The organism is Neptuniibacter sp. UBA6509 (assembly GCA_002435145.1).
In the GTDB taxonomy this organism is placed as follows: Bacteria; Pseudomonadota; Gammaproteobacteria; order Pseudomonadales; family Balneatricaceae; genus Neptuniibacter.
In genome coordinates, this window is sequence record DJLT01000132.1 from 63459 (window position 1) to 82452 (window position 18994).

General features: G+C 42.4%; 19 protein-coding genes. 7 read left to right on the forward strand and 12 right to left on the reverse strand.

From position 1 onward, the window contains the following. Window positions 1–170: 170 nt before the first annotated feature. Window positions 171–1139 carry a transposase gene (locus tag B4K11_RS18340; RefSeq protein WP_292954315.1) on the reverse strand — a complete coding sequence of 323 codons (969 nt, stop codon included), beginning with the start codon at window positions 1137–1139 and terminating at the stop codon, window positions 171–173. Between the two features lie 192 nt (window positions 1140–1331). Here B4K11_RS18340 and B4K11_RS18345 point away from each other — a divergent pair, with 192 nt between their 5' ends. Next, window positions 1332–1529: a hypothetical protein gene (locus B4K11_RS18345; protein WP_292959498.1), complete on the forward strand. Its 198-nt coding sequence runs from the start codon at window positions 1332–1334 to the stop codon at window positions 1527–1529. Between the two features lie 87 nt (window positions 1530–1616). On the opposite strand, the gene B4K11_RS18350 is transcribed toward B4K11_RS18345, so the two are convergent. Continuing rightward, window positions 1617–1811 carry an RSP_7527 family protein gene (locus tag B4K11_RS18350; RefSeq protein WP_292954309.1) on the reverse strand — a complete coding sequence of 65 codons (195 nt, stop codon included), beginning with the start codon at window positions 1809–1811 and terminating at the stop codon, window positions 1617–1619. A gap of 228 nt (window positions 1812–2039) precedes the next feature. Between B4K11_RS18350 and gcvA the strand changes: the two genes are divergently transcribed. Further along, window positions 2040–2972, forward strand: a complete 933-nt coding sequence (gcvA, locus tag B4K11_RS18355; protein ID WP_292954307.1) for a transcriptional regulator GcvA — start codon at window positions 2040–2042, stop codon at window positions 2970–2972. A 98-nt stretch (window positions 2973–3070) separates the two neighbouring features. Further along, complete coding sequence (locus B4K11_RS18360; protein ID WP_292954304.1) at window positions 3071–3640, forward strand: NADPH-dependent FMN reductase; 570 nt, start codon at window positions 3071–3073, stop codon at window positions 3638–3640. Between the two features lie 169 nt (window positions 3641–3809). Here B4K11_RS18360 and B4K11_RS18365 read toward each other — a convergent pair whose 3' ends face one another. The 3 genes from B4K11_RS18365 to B4K11_RS18375 all read right to left on the reverse strand — a co-directional run bounded on the left by B4K11_RS18365 (window position 3810) and on the right by B4K11_RS18375 (window position 7152). Beyond that, on the reverse strand, window positions 3810–4919 hold the full coding sequence (locus B4K11_RS18365; protein WP_292954301.1) for a sterol desaturase family protein: 1110 nt from the start codon (window positions 4917–4919) through the stop codon (window positions 3810–3812). Between the two features lie 98 nt (window positions 4920–5017). Next, a complete protein-coding gene (locus B4K11_RS18370; protein ID WP_292954298.1) occupies window positions 5018–6238 on the reverse strand; it encodes an acetylornithine transaminase in 1221 nt (406 codons plus the stop codon). A gap of 425 nt (window positions 6239–6663) precedes the next feature. Continuing rightward, window positions 6664–7152 (reverse strand): NYN domain-containing protein, encoded by a 489-nt coding sequence (locus tag B4K11_RS18375; protein ID WP_292954295.1) that lies wholly within the window; start codon window positions 7150–7152, stop codon window positions 6664–6666. A 225-nt stretch (window positions 7153–7377) separates the two neighbouring features. On the opposite strand from B4K11_RS18375, the gene B4K11_RS18380 reads away from it, so the two are divergent. Both B4K11_RS18380 and B4K11_RS18385 read left to right on the forward strand, forming a co-directional pair. After that, window positions 7378–8817: a GGDEF domain-containing protein gene (locus B4K11_RS18380; RefSeq protein ID WP_292954292.1), complete on the forward strand. Its 1440-nt coding sequence runs from the start codon at window positions 7378–7380 to the stop codon at window positions 8815–8817. A gap of 142 nt (window positions 8818–8959) precedes the next feature. Beyond that, window positions 8960–11140, forward strand: coding sequence for a tRNA(Met) cytidine acetyltransferase TmcA (locus B4K11_RS18385; protein WP_292954289.1), 2181 nt, complete (start codon window positions 8960–8962; stop codon window positions 11138–11140). Window positions 11141–11211: 71 nt separating this feature from the next. On the opposite strand, the gene B4K11_RS18390 is transcribed toward B4K11_RS18385, so the two are convergent. The 7 genes from B4K11_RS18390 to B4K11_RS18420 all read right to left on the reverse strand — a co-directional run bounded on the left by B4K11_RS18390 (window position 11212) and on the right by B4K11_RS18420 (window position 17511). Beyond that, entirely contained in the window at window positions 11212–11472 is a 261-nt protein-coding gene (locus B4K11_RS18390; protein ID WP_292954286.1) for a hypothetical protein, read from the reverse strand. Between the two features lie 63 nt (window positions 11473–11535). Then, window positions 11536–12423: a hypothetical protein gene (locus tag B4K11_RS18395; protein ID WP_292954283.1), complete on the reverse strand. Its 888-nt coding sequence runs from the start codon at window positions 12421–12423 to the stop codon at window positions 11536–11538. Between the two features lie 397 nt (window positions 12424–12820). After that, on the reverse strand, window positions 12821–14101 hold the full coding sequence (locus B4K11_RS18400; protein WP_292954280.1) for a type II toxin-antitoxin system HipA family toxin: 1281 nt from the start codon (window positions 14099–14101) through the stop codon (window positions 12821–12823). Between the two features lie 9 nt (window positions 14102–14110). Then, the gene (locus tag B4K11_RS18405) at window positions 14111–14521 is read right to left on the reverse strand and encodes a helix-turn-helix domain-containing protein (RefSeq protein ID WP_292954277.1); all 411 of its coding nucleotides are present in this window, start codon (window positions 14519–14521) and stop codon (window positions 14111–14113) included. Between the two features lie 305 nt (window positions 14522–14826). Beyond that, window positions 14827–15330, reverse strand: coding sequence for a retropepsin-like aspartic protease family protein (locus tag B4K11_RS18410; protein WP_292954274.1), 504 nt, complete (start codon window positions 15328–15330; stop codon window positions 14827–14829). A gap of 277 nt (window positions 15331–15607) precedes the next feature. Then, entirely contained in the window at window positions 15608–16357 is a 750-nt protein-coding gene (locus B4K11_RS18415; RefSeq protein ID WP_292954271.1) for a hypothetical protein, read from the reverse strand. Further along, complete coding sequence (locus B4K11_RS18420) at window positions 16354–17511, reverse strand: methyl-accepting chemotaxis protein (RefSeq protein ID WP_292954268.1); 1158 nt, start codon at window positions 17509–17511, stop codon at window positions 16354–16356. Before B4K11_RS18420 ends, B4K11_RS18415 begins: the two co-directional genes overlap by 4 nt. Window positions 17512–17957: 446 nt before the next feature. Here B4K11_RS18420 and B4K11_RS18425 point away from each other — a divergent pair, with 446 nt between their 5' ends. Then, window positions 17958–18407, forward strand: coding sequence for a YaiI/YqxD family protein (locus B4K11_RS18425; protein ID WP_292954265.1), 450 nt, complete (start codon window positions 17958–17960; stop codon window positions 18405–18407). Between the two features lie 113 nt (window positions 18408–18520). After that, window positions 18521–18922: a phasin family protein gene (locus B4K11_RS18430; protein ID WP_292954262.1), complete on the forward strand. Its 402-nt coding sequence runs from the start codon at window positions 18521–18523 to the stop codon at window positions 18920–18922. The last annotated feature ends 72 nt before the right edge of the window (window positions 18923–18994 follow it).

An 18994-nucleotide genomic window follows, 5' to 3' on the forward strand; every position in this document is an offset into this window, starting at 1 on the left:
TGATGCATGTGTATTTTTCCGGTTGCGAGGTAGGATTGGTTAGGTGGGTAATTTAATGAGCTATTTGTGCGTTTAGACCGTTTTTAGACCGATAGCCTTCTTCAGCGCTCCCGCTGATTATTCTTGCTGCTGGTGGTTCTTGTTTTTATTCTTCTGGGTTTAGAGCGATGTTACGCCGCTGAGACTGTTCGTCGTTTCCTAGCAAACTTCTTTAGATAAAGCTTTTCAAATTGGGTGGCGTTGTTGAGCCACTCTTCGGTGTTTAATTCTAGTCTTTCGAGTATCGGTGGTAGGTGGGCGGAGATGGCTCCACGTTTGTCATCTCTTAGGATTCGCCCCGTCATGTCGACTAATTCTAAATAGTCTGTGAGTCTGAAGAGGATTCCATTTTGTTCCCCGTTCCTTACATCTCCTTCAAACGTTGCTAAAGGTTTGACGGTCGAGTGAAAGTGTCTCAGGGCAAGTAGTTCTTTTTGTGACTCTATCGCTGATGTTAGGTCGAACTGAGGTTTAAGCCGTTCCTTTATGCTGGTGTGGTCGGATTCTTCGGGTGTGGCTGCCATGTTGGCACGAACGGGGTTCAAATCTACGTAGGTCATGCAAGAGAGTAGAGCTTCTTCTGTGACTAAGGCTTGTGATTTAAAGCGGGATTCCCAGAAGTGGCCGGTGCACTTGTCTTCTTGATTGGCTTGCCGTGCGATAGGTTCATTTAGACATTTCATAAACCAACTCAGGCTGGCTAGACGTTTACGGTAGACCTTGATGATGTCATTAACACAGTTTAATTGGGCTTCGCTTAGACTTTCATCCGCGAGCCATTTCTGTATCAGTAAAGGTCCTTTGAATAAACAGATCCAACGATTAACTATCTCTTTATCTGACCAACAGTCTATTTCGCCTGGGCGAAGTTTTACGACGATATGAAGGTGGTTAGACATGACTGCGTAAGCGCAGATATCAATCGAAAATAGGGAAGAGAGGATACGTATACGATCTTCTATCCATTGGCGGCGGTATTCATAGTCTTGGCCGGTTACAGGGTCTTTGCCACAGAGAAATGAGCGGCGTACGCAACGTGAGACGACGTGATAATAGGGCGTATCTTGAACGGATACGAGTTCCTTTCTTGGGCGTGTCATCGGTAAATCCTTTTATCGATGTTTAGCATAGAGGGTTGATTGATCTTAGGGCTGGAGAATTAGGTTGTCAATTCAGGCTAGAATGAATAGGGGCAGGGGCTTTTCTTTTTTTATAAGGACAGGCACTTTTAATTTCTTTTTTTATAAGGACAGGCACTTTTAAAAAGAAGGCCTGTTATAAATAAGGAGTACATGAAAATGAAGGATTATAATGAAATTCAATGTCCCGATTGTGGTGGGAAAATATTTATAGATGCTAAGCTTTTACTTCAGGGGTCAAGCTTTAATTGTAGTAACCCTGATTGTGGTGCATCAGTGTCTTTGAGTCAGTCTAGTTATCAGGTGGCAAACAACGCCATGGAGGAATTTGAGAAGCTTAAAGGGAAGTAACGTTTCTATGTGCTTTTTCTATGTAATAGGCATAAAAAAGCCCGCTTAAAAAAGCGGGCAAAATAACAGGATGTAACAAACTAGAATTTAGTGCGTGTATTTAGGCACCGTTAGAAGGTTGGAATGGGAAAAGCTCAGCATTTTCTTAACAAAGGCATTCAATGACTTAAAAGCAGCTGCAATAACTTCGCTACGCTCTTCTTGAGCTTGAGCAATATAATACGCTGTATCAACATCACCAGAAGCGGTAAGACGTACTGATATTTCCTGTCCGTTTTTCATAAATACACCAATATAAATCAACAAATTCGTAAACAAAAAAGAAGTTCCGCCAATCGAACAAAATGAATGAGGCTTAATTATTACAGTTAAATTTATATAACCTACTGTAATTTAAGAAAAACAAATCACTTGTTGCTTAACGATAGGATGCATACTAAAGTCTAAAAGATGCTTAGGCAAACGACAGTTATTCACTAAATAGGTGAATAAATCTCATCTATTGGTTTTTTGGGGAATGTTATCAGGCGCTTACCACCTCTAAATGCTCTGCGTAGCTTTGAAGCAGCAGCAAGGCATGGCAGTTTTAATAAAGCAGCGGAGGAGCTTTTTGTTACCCCCTCTGCGATTAGCCATCAAGTGAAAACCCTTGAGGAGTTTTTAGGCATAGCGCTGTTTGAGCGTATTAAGCGTCGGGTTGATTTAACACCGGCAGGTGAGCGTTATCTTTTGTCGATTAGATCTGCACTTGATGAAATAGGTGAAGCGACTCATAAATTAATGACCACGCCTAATACGGGCGCGGTAAACCTCAGTGTCGCTCCTGCATTTTTAACCCGATGGTTAGTGCCAAGAATTAACCACTTTCAGTCTTTGAATCCAGATGTTGAATTACGCTTAACGGCCTCTATGAAGCAGATCGACTTTCGTTATAGCGATATGGATATGGCGGTTTTTTATGGTGATGGAAATTGGCCAGATCTGCACTGTCATCATCTTCGAAAGGTACACTCTGTACCCGTATGCAGCCCCAAACTGTTAGAGGGGAACAGCGAGATAAAATCAGCCAAGGACCTTTTGCAATATACCCTTATTCATATATCGAAACGGGATAAGGAGTGGCAGTCTTTGTTTCAGCAGGTTGGCGTGAATAAAACTGATAAAGCAAGAAACATGACGTTTTCAAGCACATCGCTAGCATTAGGTGCTGCGATGGAGGGGTTAGGTATCGCCTTAGCTGATAGAGGTTTGGCTGAACGTGAATTAGAGTATGGGCAGCTTGTGTGTCCTTTTGATATCTCACTTGATACTCATAAATCTTTTTACTTGGTGTATCAGCAAGGTCGTCCATTAACACAGAGTATGCAGGCCTTTAGGGACTGGATTCTTGAAGAGATGCAAACCGAGCAGTTAGCTTTAAAGCAGCGAGAGTTAGAGGCGTAAGTTAACAGTATTAAAAGTAGTGGGTATTACTATTGGGTTGCTATTAACCTAGTATGCTGTTGTCGGTTGTCTAAATTATTTCTATAGGTGAGGTGCACATGGCTAAAATTCTGGCATTTTCTGGCAGTTCCCGTGAAGATTCTTATAACCAGAAACTTGTGAATGTAGCGGCTAAAGGAGCGCAAGAGGCGGGGGCTGAGGTAACGGTGATTAATTTAGGAGATTACCCTATGCCGCTTTTTAATCAGGATGATGAAGCTGAAAAGGGAGTGGATGCGCAGGCTAAAGCTTTTAAAGATCTACTGCTCCAACATGATGGCTTATTGATCGCTTCACCTGAATATAATAGTGCCTTTAGTCCTTTACTTAAAAATGCAATTGATTGGGCATCACGCTCTACCGAAGAGAATGAACCTCCGCTCAGTGCTTATAAGGGCAAATATGCTGTAATTATGTCAGCTTCCCCAGGTGGTTTAGGGGGGATGCGGGGTTTGGTGTTTTTGCGCATGTTATTAGGAAATATAGGGGTTGTTGTTTTACCCCAACAGCAAGCGGTTGCCGCAGCTTTCAAAGCCTTTAATGATGAGGGCGGAATGGTCGATCCTGAGCAGGAAAGTAAAGTCAAAGAGTTGGGCGCTGTTTTAGCGAAAGAGCTTATGAGCAAGTGATAATGAGGTTTTTGCTTACTAGATTATACTTGTAAGCTTAGTTTGCCAGCTTGTAAAAAAAGGCATTATTCTGTGAATAAAAGAGCCCTAGCTTAGACTTAGGGCTCTTTTGGTTAGATCATCAAAACGTTATATCTCAACAGTCTGTGGTTGTTGAGATTGTTGATGCTTACTTATTGGCTTTTAATGGAAATATCTGCTGTTTTACCCAGCCTTCAGGGACATAATCGCCCACCACTCCATAGGCTTCAGGCCACTCTTTTTGTCCTTTAACAGCGGTGCCAAAAATATAATCGATAAAGGCAAAGTGCGCTGCGTAGTTACGATCAATAGCGGCTTTATCTGATGAATGATGCCAGTGATGGAACTGCGGTGTCACTATGATGTATTTCAGCCAGCCAAAATTTATCTGAGCATTCGTATGGTTAAGTACAGCTTGGAAACCAACGATAATGATATAAGCGTCGATCACACTTTTATCAAAACCTAGTACAAAGATAGGGGCTAGAACGCAGCAACGTGTAAGTGTCAGCTCAGCTATATGTTGTCGTGAACCTGCCAACCAGTCCATGCTTTTAGCGCTGTGATGGATGGCATGAAAGCGCCAGAAGTAAGGCACTTCGTGATAGATGCGGTGCAGTGCATATTGAACGAGGTCCGCGACTAATAGCACTAAGAGTAACTGACTAATCCAGTTAAAATTCTGCACCCATTCTTGGGATCCTCGTTCCACGGCCCAACCAAATGCGTTAGATACAAATTGATTCGCAGCAAGTAATACAAAGCCTACAATCAAGTGATTAACAAAGAAGTGATGAAGGTCTGTTTGCCATTCAGGTCGTAGAATCGCTTGTTTTCTGTGAGGAATGATCTTCTCGATGAAAACAAAAATCAGGGTTGAACCGAGTAAATCTAAGATAAACCAGTCGAGCCCTAAGTAAGTATTACTTTGCTCAAAGTCGGTAACTTCTACCCTGTGGCCCCCAAAGGCAATGGCAATTGTAATTAGAACCCAGGCGATCAACCCTGCACGTTTATTGGTATTACGCACGAAATTGAGTAATCCTAAACTGCCTGAAATAATCAGCGATATGAACATAATCCAACGGATCAGATCGACATCATAAGCGGCACGTAGGTCCGGTGTAGTTAAGTATTGGGGGAAGTGAAACGCCAGTACCCCAAGTAGACTTAATACCGCTAATGCCACGGCGATATAGCCGCTAATACGTCCTTCGCCAAAGCGAAATTCTCCGCCTTCTAACTTCTTTAAAAACATCCTTTGTCCTTCTTGATATAAGGGGTGGCTACTTCACAGGGTGAGAGCCAATTTATTACAGTCTTCTTAAATTCCCAAGATTATATAGCAGGGTATCGTTATCCACACCTTTGAGTCTTAAGGTGGGTTAATACGTGCCTTAATTGCTCTATCGCTGTATCAATTTCTGATTCTGTAATGGTGAGTGCCGGCATGAATCTTAAGGTTTGTATGTTAGGTGCATTGAGTAATAAGCCTTGCTCTCTTGCGCGCTCAACAATGGAGGTTGCGGAAACAGTGTTTGTATCCAGTGCGATTAACAGTCCTTTGCCTCTTACCTCTCCGAGGCTGAAATCAGCGCTTAGTTTATCTAAACCATGTTTTAAATAGCTACTGATGGTATTTATGTGTGGAATAAAGTTAGGTTGAAGAACCGTTGCTAAAACGGCTTGGGCAACAGCGCACATAACAGGGTTACCATTAAACGTACCGCCTTGATCACCATAATCAAAACAGCTGGTCTGCGTATTGGTTAATAGCGCTGATATAGGCATACCTCCACCTAAGCCTTTACCTAGTGTCATGATATCCGGTTGAATATTGTAGTGTTGATAGGCGAATAAACTACCGGTTCTGGCTATGCCTGTTTGAACTTCATCGATAATCAATAGCAAGTTATGTTTTTTACAGAGTTGTTGTAAGCCTTCAACAAAGTTGGGATCTGCTGGAATAACCCCCGCTTCACCTTGTACGAGTTCCAGCATGATTGCCACGGTACTAGAATCGATAGCCGATTCTGTCGCTTCTAACTGATTGAAAGGGACTTTTTTAAATCCGCTGACTTTAGGTTCAAATAGGGGTGCAAATGAGTCTTTTCCTGTGGCAGACATCGTGGCTAAGGTTCTCCCGTGAAAGCCTTTCTCAAAAGTGATTATTTTATAGGCTCCTTGTTTCTGTTTTTGTCCCCATTTCCGTGCAAGTTTAATCGCCCCTTCATTGGCTTCAGCGCCGCTGTTAGCAAAAAATACTTGGTCGAATACTGAGTGTTGGCAAAGGGTGTTGGCGAGTTCTAACATGGGTAAGTTATAAAACGCAGGACCTGGGTTGATGAGTTTCGTCGATTGCTGAAGCAGAGCTTGCTGTATTATTGTTGGACTATGGCCCAGGGTATTAACCGCCCATCCTTGTACAAGGTCTAAATAAGCCTTACCTGTTTGATCGTAAAGATAATGTCCTTCCCCTTTATGGAAATAGATCTCGGGTCTAGGGGTGATTGGCATAAGGTGTTTCTGCATTTCCTTCGCCGCTTCTATCTTTTCGCTTAGCATTTTTTTGTTCATTGTATTTGCTCCGTTGCTGTATAAGTCGCTGTAAAGCTTGCTGTAAACTAGCTTTTTTAAGTGGACAGCATGCTTTTTGAGGGTATTGCTTCTGGATACTCAGTTATGAGCTTCTATGAAGCGGGATGCTTTTTTCAGGCATAAAAAAACCGCAGGGGGTTAACCTGCGGCTTTTAAAGTGGTGATACGCTTTTGTTTAGCGTCGTCGGGTATCAACACCTAAATAGGCACAGGCAATCGATACACGGCGTCGCAGTGTATGAGAGAAGAGTAGACCTGTGTCTTGGGTGTTAGAAGTAACCATCATGGGATTAGTATGTCAGTTGGCTTTCTATTGAGTCAACATTAATCTCAAGCAACCTTTATCTTAAGCAACATTGAATATGCCAACTTAGGTTTAGTGAATTCTTTCTAATAGGTTGTTTTTAACAAACAAGCAGTTGCGGCAAGATAGGTTTATAGATGTCAGTCGCATTAATCAGAGATTTAGCGGTGAGTGCTTGTACGCCATAAACCTCTGTAGTGACACCGTATTTCTGGCGGACTTTCTTTAACAATAAGTCAAAATCTCCATCACCGGATAACAAAATAACGGTATCTACATCAGGCGCGTGTTCCATGATATCGATAGTAATACCGACATCCCAATCACCTTTAGCTGAACCATCTTTACGTTGGATATAAGGTTTGAGTTTTACATCAAAGCCAATATGGCGAAGGGCATCTTGAAACTTTCGCTGTCCGTCATTGTTGCTTTCTATAGCGTAAGCAAAGGCTTGAGTGATCTCGCCTTCTTGACTAATGATCTTCCAAAATTTGCGGAAATTAAACGGGGACCCGAAGGCTTGTCGGGTGGTGTAATAGATGTTTTGCACATCGACAAAAATAGCAATTTTTTTAGCGGCCTTAGCCATAGCTTACCTACCCGAATAAATGAGGGGGTTACTATATCAGACATCATTCCATCAGGCCCTCATTCTGATTATGTTTATCCTAAGTTTGATTTGCATTGTCTCCAACCTTATTACCCTTTAATCCTTGATTAAGGAAATGCTGGCAAAAACCCTTAGGGTGCACTATCGTTGCAGTAATAACTAGGTTTTATAGAACCTTACTGATTGATTATTCGGAGCTTTTTAATGTCTGTTACAGACGTCATGCCGACTTCGGTAGAAACGAAAAAACGATTTGATATAGCGATTCTTTTTGCTGTTTGTGGCATTTTATTTTCACTGCTTATTTTTCTATTTATGTTTAAGCAGGAGCGGGATGTAGCGATTCAGGAGTTCAATGTTAAAACGGCTCAAGATTCAGCATTATTTCAACAGCAACTTACCCAGAGCTTATACAGTTTAGATTCCTTGCAGGCCTACTTTTATTCGGTTGATAGCGCTAGTGCTGAGAACTTTAGCGCGGCGGCTAAACGTATTGCTAGCCGTAACAAAGCGATCAATTCTGTGATTTGGCTTCCTAATGCTATGGATGTAAACAAAGATGCCGCTATCACGGTGTCGCTTGGCAAAGAAGACATTCTGAAAACCGAACCGCAATTACAAAGTGCACTTAATGAAATAGCAAAGTCGGTCAGTAGCCCATCTAGTTCGCTGGCTGTTTTAGTGGATCAAAAGCCGTATGCTTTTGTTTCCTCTAAAGATGGTTTAAGCCCAGAAGGGCGGTTAGTGGTGCTCATTGATTTAGAATCAATCATTCAATCAAGTTTGTTGAATATATTGGTTTCTGAGATTGCTATTGATCTGTCGGTGGATAGCAATACAACGCTCTTTTCTATTGAGAAAAATGATCTAGCGAATGATGCCATCGTTTTTCATGAAATCGATCTGTTACCAGATACGGCGTTGAAGCTACAGTTTATAGCGACAGAGGCTTATCTGTCTGAAAAAATGAGCTATACCTCGGCTCTTTTTCTGCTCACAGGTTTGCTGCTCTCTTTCTTGATAGCTTCATATTTAAGACGTATTGGTCAGCACCTTAACTCTTTGAAAAGTGAACATGCTGAGTTAACTGAAAGAATAACTGAAACCAGTAGTAATGACCCTTTAACCGGTTTGGTTAATCGGCTCCATTTTGATGAAGCCCTAGCTATTGAGTGTGGCCGCGCAGTACGTGATTTTTCTCCTTTAACAATGATTCTGATACGTATTGACGATTTCAACCCGTATAGTGAACGCTATGGTATTGAGGCTGCAGATGACCTTCTGTTGCAGGTTTCTGGGGCACTAAAATCATGTGTAGGGCGTCCAGGAGATATGATTGCTCATTTAGATCATAATCTGTTCGGTTTTATTCTGCCTTCAACCAATGAGTTAGTTGTTCAGCTCGCAAAACGTTGCTGTTCCACTATTAGGGAATTAGATCTACCGAATGAATCATTAAAGGGTGAGGGTAAGGTAGCCATCAGTGTAGGTGTTGCTACATTACAGCCATCTAGCTTACTTACTGCAGAGCGCCTTTTTGAAGTGGCTAATGATCAACTTCAAACAGCTATAAATGAGGGTGGTGATCGGTATGTGGCCTTTGCTGAAAACAGTGTTGAGCCTTCTGTGACTTACTCAGTGTAAATAATATTAGATCGTTCGGTGTTTTGAGAGGCTGGATACGCATAGATAGTTCTTTAGAATTATCATTGTATATCCAGCTTTTTTTATGAAAAAGATTGATACTAAATTTAATGTAAATCGTTTCCTTTATTAGAGAAAGATTATGGCTGCTATGCACTCGATTATCACTCACCTACAAGAAGATGCTGAACGTCATAATCACCGTCGTTTATTAGTGGTGAGTGGTTCCTTTGATTGGTGCGAAGCGCAAGTCAATGCATTAAAGTCGCTCTCAGGTGCTGTTTGGGTGGGTACTCATGCACCCGAAGGGATACAACCGCTACCCGCTTCTAAAACTCACCAGCTTTTAGGTCGGTCAGTATCGTCGCTGGTTTTTAATGCGTGGGATGGGTTTAACCCCAATAGTTTTGGGCAGGTGAGTGGTGCGCTTACCGGTGGTGGGTTACTGGTGCTTCTTTGTCCTGATTTGGCGCTATGGCCTGATTATGATGACCCCGAACATGAAAATTTAGTTGCTTACCCTTATGCATCGACCGATGCCGGGCGTCGTTTTATTAGCCGTGTGACTATGTTGCTGGAAGATGATGCTTATACAGTTATCTACCGGGAGCGTGAAGTCACTTCAGGTATTGAGATTGAGCTGCCAAACATTGAGTTGCCAAGCTCGCAAACCATCGAACCCATATTGCCCAATAAAACTGTAGATCAACAGCATGCGGTTGAGTTGATTTTAAGCCAGTTTAGGCGCGGTCGTCGTCCCGTTGTACTGACTGCGGATAGAGGACGAGGTAAGTCTGTAGCATTGGGTATTGCCGCAGCTCAGCTTTCCGGCTTGGATTACGAACAGATAGTCGTAACTGCACCTGAGTATGCAGCGGCTGAAGAGATCTTCTTAATGGCTCATCAGCTTTTACCTGATTATGAATACAGTAAAGGACTGCTTTGCAACGGTGATCATAGTATTCGCTTTGTTGAGCCTGAAGTGGCAATAAGGGAGTCAGGCGAAGGTCAGGTTTTACTTGTGGATGAAGCCGCTGCTATTCCTGTACCGGTGTTAACTAAGTTGTTAAAACGTTTCCCTCGTATCGCCTTTGCTTCAACCATTCACGGCTATGAAGGTACGGGCCAAGGGTTTAGCGTGCGCTTTAAGCAAGTGCTTGAGAATGAAACGCCCAATTGGAAAGGTCATCATTTAAAGCAGCCGATTCGTTGGGCTGATAGTGATCCATTAGAGCAGCTCGTATTTAATCTGCTTATGTTGAATGCCGATGCAGCAGATGGAAATGCCCTTATATCCTCTTTTGATGCTCAGAGTAAACTTGATCAAGTTCCAGTGATTGAGAAACTGAATCGTGATCAGCTAATTGAAAATTACGATAGTTTGGGGCAGCTGTTTGGCTTATTAGTCTTAGCGCATTATAGGACTTCCCCAGGCGACCTTAGAGTGCTCTTGGACAGTCCCAACCTGCATGTTTGGCTATTAAAAATAGATAACCAGATAGCTGGTGCAATTTTGGTGGCGGAAGAGGGCCCCCTACAGGAGGAGTTGATTGAGGCGATTTGGTCTGGTGAGAGAAGGCCGCGGGGTCATCTTTTACCGCAAACGCTTGTCGCTCAAGAAGGAGCTAAAGCGGCCGCAAGTCTTAAAGCTGGGCGGATTATGCGCATTGCAATCCACCCAGCACTTCAGCGAAAAGGTTTAGGTTCTCTTCTGTTAAAAGCCATTATGAATGAAGCCCCAGATATGGGCTGGGATTATTTAGGGGCGAGCTTCGCGGCTAGTCCGGACCTGTTAGATTTTTGGCAACACAATGGTTTTGAAACGGTTAGATTAGGGTCTACAAGAGACAGCGTTAGTGGTAGCCATGCTGCGGTGGTGATGGCCGCGCAGACCCCGATTTCGAAACAGCTTCAGCAGCCGCTTCGGCAGCGCTTTGTTGAGCAACTTAATTATCGTTTGAGTGATGACCTTACGGATTTAGAAGCATCGATCGTATGCGGTCTTTTACAACACGCGGGTTATGTTCCAGAACTTACAGAGCATGATCATTCTGACCTTGTCGCCTTTTGTCAGCATAACCGTAGTTATGAAAGCTGTGCTTATGCTATCCACAAACTATTGTTGGCTTTCTTAGATAAGCTAGACGATAAAAAACTAAACCAATTGTTAGAAAATAATGATTTTGTATTGCTGGTGGAGCGCAACCTACAACAAAAAAGTTGGTCTGTGCTGGAACAGCAAGGGCAGGGACGTAAACAGCTTATGCGGCAGTTGAGAGAAGTGGTGAGGGCGTTAATAGGGTTAATAAGTGATTCTGTGTAAATATATGAGCTTGGAAGGTGCGATAGAAGGGGCTTTTTCAAGGCTCGCGCTGGTCGCTATTACAAGGTGAATCACCTTTCCTCATGATTAACCACATAGATCGGTTGAAAACTGGGTAATAGGCTCATAGTGAACCAGCCTACGGCACATGATGCGAGATAGACCGGCAGGGGAGGTTGATTGCTCAGAAACACTAACGAATCCCATAGATCGTAATCAAATTCAGCGAGCCAGCTAATTGGCTCAAGAAATAATGAGCAGAAGAAGATCGTGATATAACCCACCGCAGGGTAAACCATTGCAAATATAAAGATCTTTCTTAGTGTATGCACAATCAGTTACCCCGCGTTATTTCTCTGTCATTCAAATTAGATGCTTCCTTGCTTTGCTATTTCTTACGGTGAAGGAGGGCGGTTCAGTGTTAGCTTGTATCGATTTGGAATATCATAACCGTTTGGATCATAAAACGGACTCAACTCGAAACCACCAGCTTGAGGGATCATTAGATCCTTTGTTTTATAGTCAATGTAACTCAAATTTGAAGCATAGTTTTTATTAAACTCTGCACTCTCTTTACTACCTCCCATTGCTAGAGTCATTTCATAGAACAGTTGACCCGCACGTTTTGCTTCTGAAGTGCTGTATGTGTTCGGTTTGTTTGGAATGATGGTGACGTTGAAATACGAGTAACCGCCTACTTGACTCTTATCGCTATAGAAGAACTTATATTCTGTGCTGCCCCATGTTTTATTAATCTTACAGCGAATGGTCCCTGATGTTTTAGTATCCCATTCAGTGCAGATATCTTTACATACGTTTGCTGGGAAATTACTTGTTAGTGCATCAACGCTCATTGAGGGTTTGATAGGTGAAAAACTCCCCTTGTTCTGTGCAGTCTTTACGGGAGTTTCTGGCTTGTTAGTTGCGACTGCCTGAACGACCTTTTCAGTTTTGGATTCAGCAATAACTTCTTTCTCTTTGCTTTGGCGGTTTTGAGTCGCTGACCATTCACTTTTCGCAAAGTAGATTGGCTTTAACTTAAACTCAGGTTCATCCATCATCCCTCCAATTATAAAGGAGCGTTCACGGCCTAGGTTGTCAGAAAAAACGATTTTATCGCCAGATTGGATGGATCTCGCTAAGTTAAAGGCATCTTTAACAACGATCTCTAAAATGACTTCAAAGCCCACCTGTTTTGAAGTGATTTCCACATCGGTTCTACCTATCTCCACCTCATCAACAATGATTACCCATTTATTGGCTTTATGGTCGGTCGATTTCAAAAGCTTTTGAAATCCTTCTCAATCTGATCTTTATCTAATTCAGATGCATTGGAATAGCGGGTCTGAATGGCACTGACCTTATTTTCTAGCTTTTGTTGGGCTGGTGGAATAAGGAGGCTCCGCAACCGGTAAGAAGCGCAGCAAGTGTAAAAGAGGACGCTAATACTAATAGGGGTTTAATTTAATAATCCTTATGAGATGAAATCCGTAGGCGGGAGCTGATTAAGATATATATTATTATCTAGGAGTGTTGTTTTTAATGTGCTCTATATTGTTGGCTTTATAAAATCCCTTCTAAGGCTATTTGGCGGGTGACCGTATAAATAGTCACTGGAAAATACCCAAATAACCGTACAAGACAAACAAAGGCGTTCTCATGACCTGTTTCATAGCCTCCTTATGAGACTTTAAACCTTCTAAATAATTTCCCTATCGCATCGATCTCTTTAGAAGATAAGCCTGCCTCTTTTGAAAACTCTTTCCATTTATATGTTGCCGCTTGTACCTCGTTAATGATTTTTTGCGGATTCTTTATATCAGCCGAAGCGGCAGCTTCCAATAGATCACTCAGTACGAAGTTATCCCGTTTGCCATTACAGCTCATTTGGTGAGTTTCAATGAACTTGTTGCCAGGTTTATAGGAAAAACATAGATCGTATGCTGGTGTGAGATACCATTCACCTTCAGCGTCCATCATGAATGCATGGTTCTTCGTATGATCACCCTGATTTCTAGCGCAAATGTTAAATACCATACGGCGAAACATTTCATTAAGCGCTTCTTGGCCTAGGCCCAACTGTCTTATCGTAGTGAATAAGCTTTCGTAACCTATTTGCCCTGGCGGGTCTCTATCAGCATGAGCGATACCGCAGAATGTTTGTACGTGAAACTTATCGCCTGTGTCCGATCGGTCAAAACGCTGAGTCATGAAATGTGCTTTGTTTTCGTCTTCCATTAGCTCACATCGTTCCATATCGATACCCGCGTCTAGAGCCATGAGGTGATAGGCATATTCGATACGACCTATTTGATGCGCGGTGGCTAACTCTTCATTCTCAATTTCATCAAACTTGATCAGCCAATGGGTAAAGCCCTTTGGTGCTTCTCCTTGACCCGATCTGACTTCTCCTGTCTCTTCATTCCAAGCAATAACCGCTTTAGCTTTAGCGCCACCAGCAGAAGTACCGATTTGTACTAACGCTTCTAGTCCATCATCTTTGATGTTGGCCTTATCAGTGTTGGCTTTAGAGAGAACCTTTTGCGCCACATCGACTAACTCATGAATATCGATGGGGATGCTCTCTGTTAGATCCTCTTCACCGTAGTCCGGCGTATATTCCAATGCCCCCATACCACGACTACCCAAATAACATAAACGTTCACCAGCACTCATATCATCGAATGAGCGACCTTGTTTGGCTAAGTACTGAGACAGAATCTTATTACCAAACTTTTCCGGCAAACTATCAGCTACCAAACCACACAATCCGTTAAATGATTTCGTGCGAATTAGTTCAGGGAATCGATAGACTTGTGATGAAAGCGGCATTTTTAGGGGGCTTATTTCCAACCCTGTATCTATCCATTCTTGGGAATACTGAAAACTTCCTATGCCATTTTCAAATGTGACGGCGCCTACAAGGGCTCCCCACATACTGACCTTAACTGTAACGTCCATTTTATATTCCTACCTCCGAGCGCTTCTAGGTTTAGCTGCAGGGGCTTTAGAAAGGTGTCTTCCCTTCTTTCGTTTTGCCATACGCTCAGTGAGTCGAGAGCTACGCTGCTTTCTAACTCTTAGGCGTGGGTGCTCTGATTGACTAACATTATGGGTGCTTAAGCGTTCCATTGGCGTGTCTTCAGGGGGAACGAGTAGGGGATGAATCAGATCCATGCGGCCCATTGCCCGAATAACACGAAGTAGCGTATCGAACTTAATCGGCGCACCTTTCCATAGTTTGGAGAGTGTTACACGACTTACGCCAGCCTTTTCTGCAAGATCTTCGTTGCTGATATTCTGTTTGAGGCGAATTTGATTGAGGTTTTGCCCAATTGATTCAAGTATCGCTTCAAGTGAAGCATTATCGGTCGGTTGCATAGTAAAGTTTACCTTAAGCCGTTTTTATGCTTCTTATGATCACTATAGTTTATATTATTTAATGGGGCAATAAAACGCTATTAGTGATAACTAAAGTTAACATTATCTTTAAATTAGGTTGTTAATGCTAAGAACAGTTTACGTTAGTTTGTTGTGGGTAGTGAGATGTTTTGCTTGTGGCTGGTGGTCTTATAAACGAATTAAAATGCAGTACTATGAGTTCACTGAAAGTGTAGATATCAGGCATCGCTCTTTTCTCCCATCGATTAACGGTAAGGATATTAGAATTAATGAGGGGCTTTCGTTTATCTTCGTAATGTCAGGGTATTGCCCTTCTGTATAATCTCTAAATGCTGCATAAAACTCATACCTAGCAGTACGGTTTCACCGTCCATATGGGGGTTAATATGACCACGGATATTGTGCAGCTTAATGCCACCTAGCTGCACGTTGTCGAGTTGGCTCTGGTAGACATCTATATTCCCGTTGGCTGTACTGACTTCTGAACGATAACCCCTTTGTAAACCTATCTTTTCCGCCACGGCTTCAGGAATACTAATCGTCGTCGCGCCTGTATCGAGTAAGAATATTACAGGGGTGCCATTTATTTCACCGGGGGCGACATAGTGTCCCAAACGGTTACGTTTTAAGGTGACCTCTGCGCTGCTATTGGTGACTAAATTATGATTAGGGTTATATTTTTCTTTTACTTTGTCTTCGAAGAAAAGGTAGAGCATCGCAAGCAGTAGGATCCAAGCAATTGCCCACATGCCTTGGCCTATACGTTTGGGTGTATGTTGAGATGTCATCCTTGTGTTCTACCTTATGCGTTAATATAGGGGCGGTTTGCCTAGTGAGCATACTTAAAGCCGAGCTTATTTTACGGTTTTGATCTATTTAGGCATGAGTAGTTCATCTTTTCCGAAAAAGTATTAGTCCCAATTAGGCGGTTAATTGGAGTTAATTCGGGGCCGTTAGAGGCTATAAAGTTGATTGTAGGGCAGTCATGGGGGAAGGAGAAGGCCTTTTCCTGATTAGGCCTTTCCTTAATAGAGTCAGCTTAGAAAGAGAAGTTTAGGCTGTGAGTTAATTAAGCTGATTTAAATGTTCCCGCGTAATTTGTAATTGTTCATCGATTGCTTGGGTTAGACGTGTAAAGTAAGCCTGCGGGGTAATCTCTATTTTTTCGGGTGCCAATATTTCATCCTGTATTAGGCTGACAATGGGCCCTGTATTGCACCTGTCGAGAGGGTTTTGCTTTAAATTTTGTAACTGATAGAGCAATTGAATACGAACATCTGCAGGGCATTCGCCTAATGATGCAGCCTTGTTCCCCAAAGCGCGTAAGCGTCCGAGCGTTTCTGCAAAATGAGGGCGTTGTAGAACATTCTGCCAAATATCTTGGTGATCTGCTTTTGGGTCTACCGCGGTGAGAGAGCAGGTATCGGCGATAATGGTTAATTCGTAGAGAAGCTTCTCAATAAGTAAGCAGTGCGGCATAAAACTATTTTCGGGTGTGTCACAAATTTTCTGCCAATTTTTCTGCTGGATTTTGATTCTGTTTTTATTGCCATCGTAGTCAGTGTCGAGTAATGGAGTCCATATGTGGTTTATCTCTTGGCTTAGGCGGCGTTGTTCAAGCAAGTTTTCCCCTGACAAATTAGCACATAGGCCACGATGACGCTGTATACGTTGAATGAGCTCTAGGATTTGAGATAGTTGTGAAATACCTCGCTGTCGCTTGAGTGCTCTTCTTTTAGCTAGCTTTTGACGGTGAAAAAAATTAACGCCGATGACTAGAATAAGTAATCCGGAAACAATACTTGCTTCAATCATGCTTTTGCCTCCCGTTTTGCAGCTTTGTCAGCAAGTTTTTCAAGATAGCCCGTGAGTTCAGTCAGAGAGCTAGCTTGTTCACTGTGCTCTTGTAGGAGAGCGCCAACATGGGTTAACTTTTCACTGAGCTCATTGCTTGCATGGGCATGTTCGTCGATAGAGTTGTTAACCTCCTCAATTAGATTGAGGCTGCTGTGACTGCCTTGCTCAACTTTTTGCAGGAGCGATTGCATACTACTGCAACTATCTGCACCAGATTTTAGTGCGTTTTCACTTTGTGACATGCTATCTGTTACTTCATCAACCCGGCCCAGCATAGAGGTGACTAAGCGTGTAATGTCACCTGTTGCTGTCTCTGTTTTACCCGCTAATTGACGTACTTCATCTGCTACAACAGCAAACCCGCGTCCAGCGTCGCCCGCTCGGGCCGCTTCAATAGCAGCATTCAGGGCAAGAAGGTTCGTTTGAGCGGCAACCTCTTCAATCGTACTTACGAACGCTTGAATATCCTTAGCTTCATGAGATAACTGTTCTATCTTTTCGCATGTGTCTTCAAATTGATGCCTAACATCTGAAATAGAGTGACTTAACTTATCTGCATCCGTTGTGCCTAAGACACTTAAATTTTGCGCATCCTGAGCACTACTATAGGTTTGTTGTACATGATCACGAATAATTTGAACGGTTTGGCTCATCTCTTCAGACGCACTGGCAATGGTAATCAGTTGGTTCTGTTGTTCAGAGGCTGCATTGGCCGTGTGATTAGCGAGGTTTTCTAGTTCTTTTGTTGAAAACTTCATTTCGCTACAAAGTTGGTTCGATAGGTCATCTAGTTCTTCGTACGTTCGCGAAATACTGTAGAGATTGAGAACCGCCTCTCTAAGAGGTTTATCGGCACTGACATGTTGAGATCTAAACTGTAAATCCCTTTTCGCAAATGCAGTTATAACGTTGGTTAAGTCATCCCAGCGACGTTGGCACAGTAGGATATAACTTAGTTGAAAATAGCCAAGCGGTATGAGTAACCATAAAGAGGAATGAACTCCCAAATAGAGTGCTGCCACTATTAATAGCCAACAGAGAAGTAGTATGGCTCCAGAGACGATTAGTGATAATCGGCTGAGAGTACTGTAACCGAAAGATAGTAGGAACATACTTACTCCTCTACGTAGAATATGCACAGATAACGGGCTTTCATTCGTCGTTACTTTTAATAGCTACAGAGACTTAATTAAGAAATTGCTTTTACTCTGTCGCTATTTTTAATGATTAATTACACTGCAAAACTTAAGCCAGTATTTTTAGTCGGGTCTTTTAAGGTGCATGTCCTTTGGTCTTGAGGCTGTTTTGCAGGTAATGATTAAAACGGTTCTCTTAGCATAGAGTATTGGTTGGAGAGTCTATTTGTGAGTCATCCTGGACAGATGCACCATGGCGGTGCATCGAGATGCTGCGCGTGAATGGGATGACTTAAGTGTCTGTTGGTCACCCATATTAAGAAAATTTAATGCAGTTTCTTCCGTTATATTCTTAATGTTGTTTGTGAGTGAAGTATTATTGTCACACTGAGGTTTTATTCTAAAAGAGGTTGAGGAGATTTATGCATATCTGGGTTGATGCCGATGCTTGCCCTAAAGTAATTAAAGAGATTCTTTTTCGCGCATCTGAGCGCAAGAAAGTTCCTGTTACTTTGGTTGCTAATCAGTTTTTAGCAACGCCACCGTCACCATTGATTAATGCCGTACAGGTTCCGCAGGGATTTGACGTTGCAGATAATCATATAGTGGAGAAAATAGAGGTTGGCGATTTGGTGGTCACTCAAGATATTCCTCTGGCGGCGGAAGTGATTGAAAAAAAGGGTGTTGCTATAAATCCTCGTGGGGAGTTGTATACCCCTGAAAATATCAAACAGAGACTTTCCATGCGTGACTTTATGGAAACCTTACGAAACTCTGGTGTTGATACGGGCGGTCCAAGCACTTTCAATCAATCTGATCGCCAAGCATTTGCTAATCAGTTGGATCGTTTTTTGGTTAAGAATTGTCGTTAGATTAATTTTTTTGTGCACCGCACAAAAAAAGTTCTTGACTAAAAAACGTCCAGGTTTTATCTTAGGGGCAATCAATTGCTGCACCGCAGCAAGAAAACTTTTGGAGAAAAACTATGAACGCTGTTAACAATCCTTTTGCTGATTTTTTCAAGCCAGAACTAACTCAAGAAGTTGCTAACCTTTTCAAGCCTATGCAGACTCTTGCTGAAGTTAACACTAAAACTGTTGAAACTTTGGTTGCTCTTCAGAAAGCATACGTTGAAGAACTAGCTAACGCTTCTGTTGAACAGTTCAAAACTTTGTGCGAATGCAAAGATCCTAAGTCTGCTCTAGACCTTCAGGTTCAGTTCTACAAGTCTGTTGAAGCTAAAATGACTGATACAGCTGAGAAAAGCGTTGCAGCAATGAATGTTGCTAAAGATGCTTACGTATCTACTGTTGAAGAGTCTGGTAAAAAAGTAACTGAAATGGCTGAAGAAGCAGCTAAAAAAGTTGCTGATCTGAAAGTAGCTTAATTTTCAGAACTGAATTTCTAAAAAAGCCCAGCTTAATAGCTGGGCTTTTTTTTGTCTTTTTAACTGAGCCAG

What these genes read in the sequence shown, in the direction of transcription:
- B4K11_RS18345 (WP_292959498.1), top strand. Translation starts at nt 1,332, where the DNA reads ATGAAAATGAAGGATTATAATGAAATTCAATGTCCCGATTGTGGTGGG.
- B4K11_RS18360 (WP_292954304.1), top strand. Translation starts at nt 3,071, where the DNA reads ATGGCTAAAATTCTGGCATTTTCTGGCAGTTCCCGTGAAGATTCTTAT.
- B4K11_RS18340 (WP_292954315.1), bottom strand. Translation starts at nt 1,139, where the DNA reads ATGACACGCCCAAGAAAGGAACTCGTATCCGTTCAAGATACGCCCTAT.
- B4K11_RS18430 (WP_292954262.1), top strand. Translation starts at nt 18,521, where the DNA reads ATGAACGCTGTTAACAATCCTTTTGCTGATTTTTTCAAGCCAGAACTA.
- B4K11_RS18425 (WP_292954265.1), top strand. Translation starts at nt 17,958, where the DNA reads ATGCATATCTGGGTTGATGCCGATGCTTGCCCTAAAGTAATTAAAGAG.
- B4K11_RS18420 (WP_292954268.1), bottom strand. Translation starts at nt 17,511, where the DNA reads ATGTTCCTACTATCTTTCGGTTACAGTACTCTCAGCCGATTATCACTA.
- B4K11_RS18365 (WP_292954301.1), bottom strand. Translation starts at nt 4,919, where the DNA reads ATGTTTTTAAAGAAGTTAGAAGGCGGAGAATTTCGCTTTGGCGAAGGA.
- B4K11_RS18370 (WP_292954298.1), bottom strand. Translation starts at nt 6,238, where the DNA reads ATGAACAAAAAAATGCTAAGCGAAAAGATAGAAGCGGCGAAGGAAATG.
- B4K11_RS18415 (WP_292954271.1), bottom strand. Translation starts at nt 16,357, where the DNA reads ATGATTGAAGCAAGTATTGTTTCCGGATTACTTATTCTAGTCATCGGC.
- B4K11_RS18410 (WP_292954274.1), bottom strand. Translation starts at nt 15,330, where the DNA reads ATGACATCTCAACATACACCCAAACGTATAGGCCAAGGCATGTGGGCA.
- B4K11_RS18385 (WP_292954289.1), top strand. Translation starts at nt 8,960, where the DNA reads ATGGCTGCTATGCACTCGATTATCACTCACCTACAAGAAGATGCTGAA.
- B4K11_RS18350 (WP_292954309.1), bottom strand. Translation starts at nt 1,811, where the DNA reads ATGAAAAACGGACAGGAAATATCAGTACGTCTTACCGCTTCTGGTGAT.
- B4K11_RS18380 (WP_292954292.1), top strand. Translation starts at nt 7,378, where the DNA reads ATGTCTGTTACAGACGTCATGCCGACTTCGGTAGAAACGAAAAAACGA.
- B4K11_RS18405 (WP_292954277.1), bottom strand. Translation starts at nt 14,521, where the DNA reads ATGCAACCGACCGATAATGCTTCACTTGAAGCGATACTTGAATCAATT.
- B4K11_RS18375 (WP_292954295.1), bottom strand. Translation starts at nt 7,152, where the DNA reads ATGGCTAAGGCCGCTAAAAAAATTGCTATTTTTGTCGATGTGCAAAAC.
- B4K11_RS18400 (WP_292954280.1), bottom strand. Translation starts at nt 14,101, where the DNA reads ATGGACGTTACAGTTAAGGTCAGTATGTGGGGAGCCCTTGTAGGCGCC.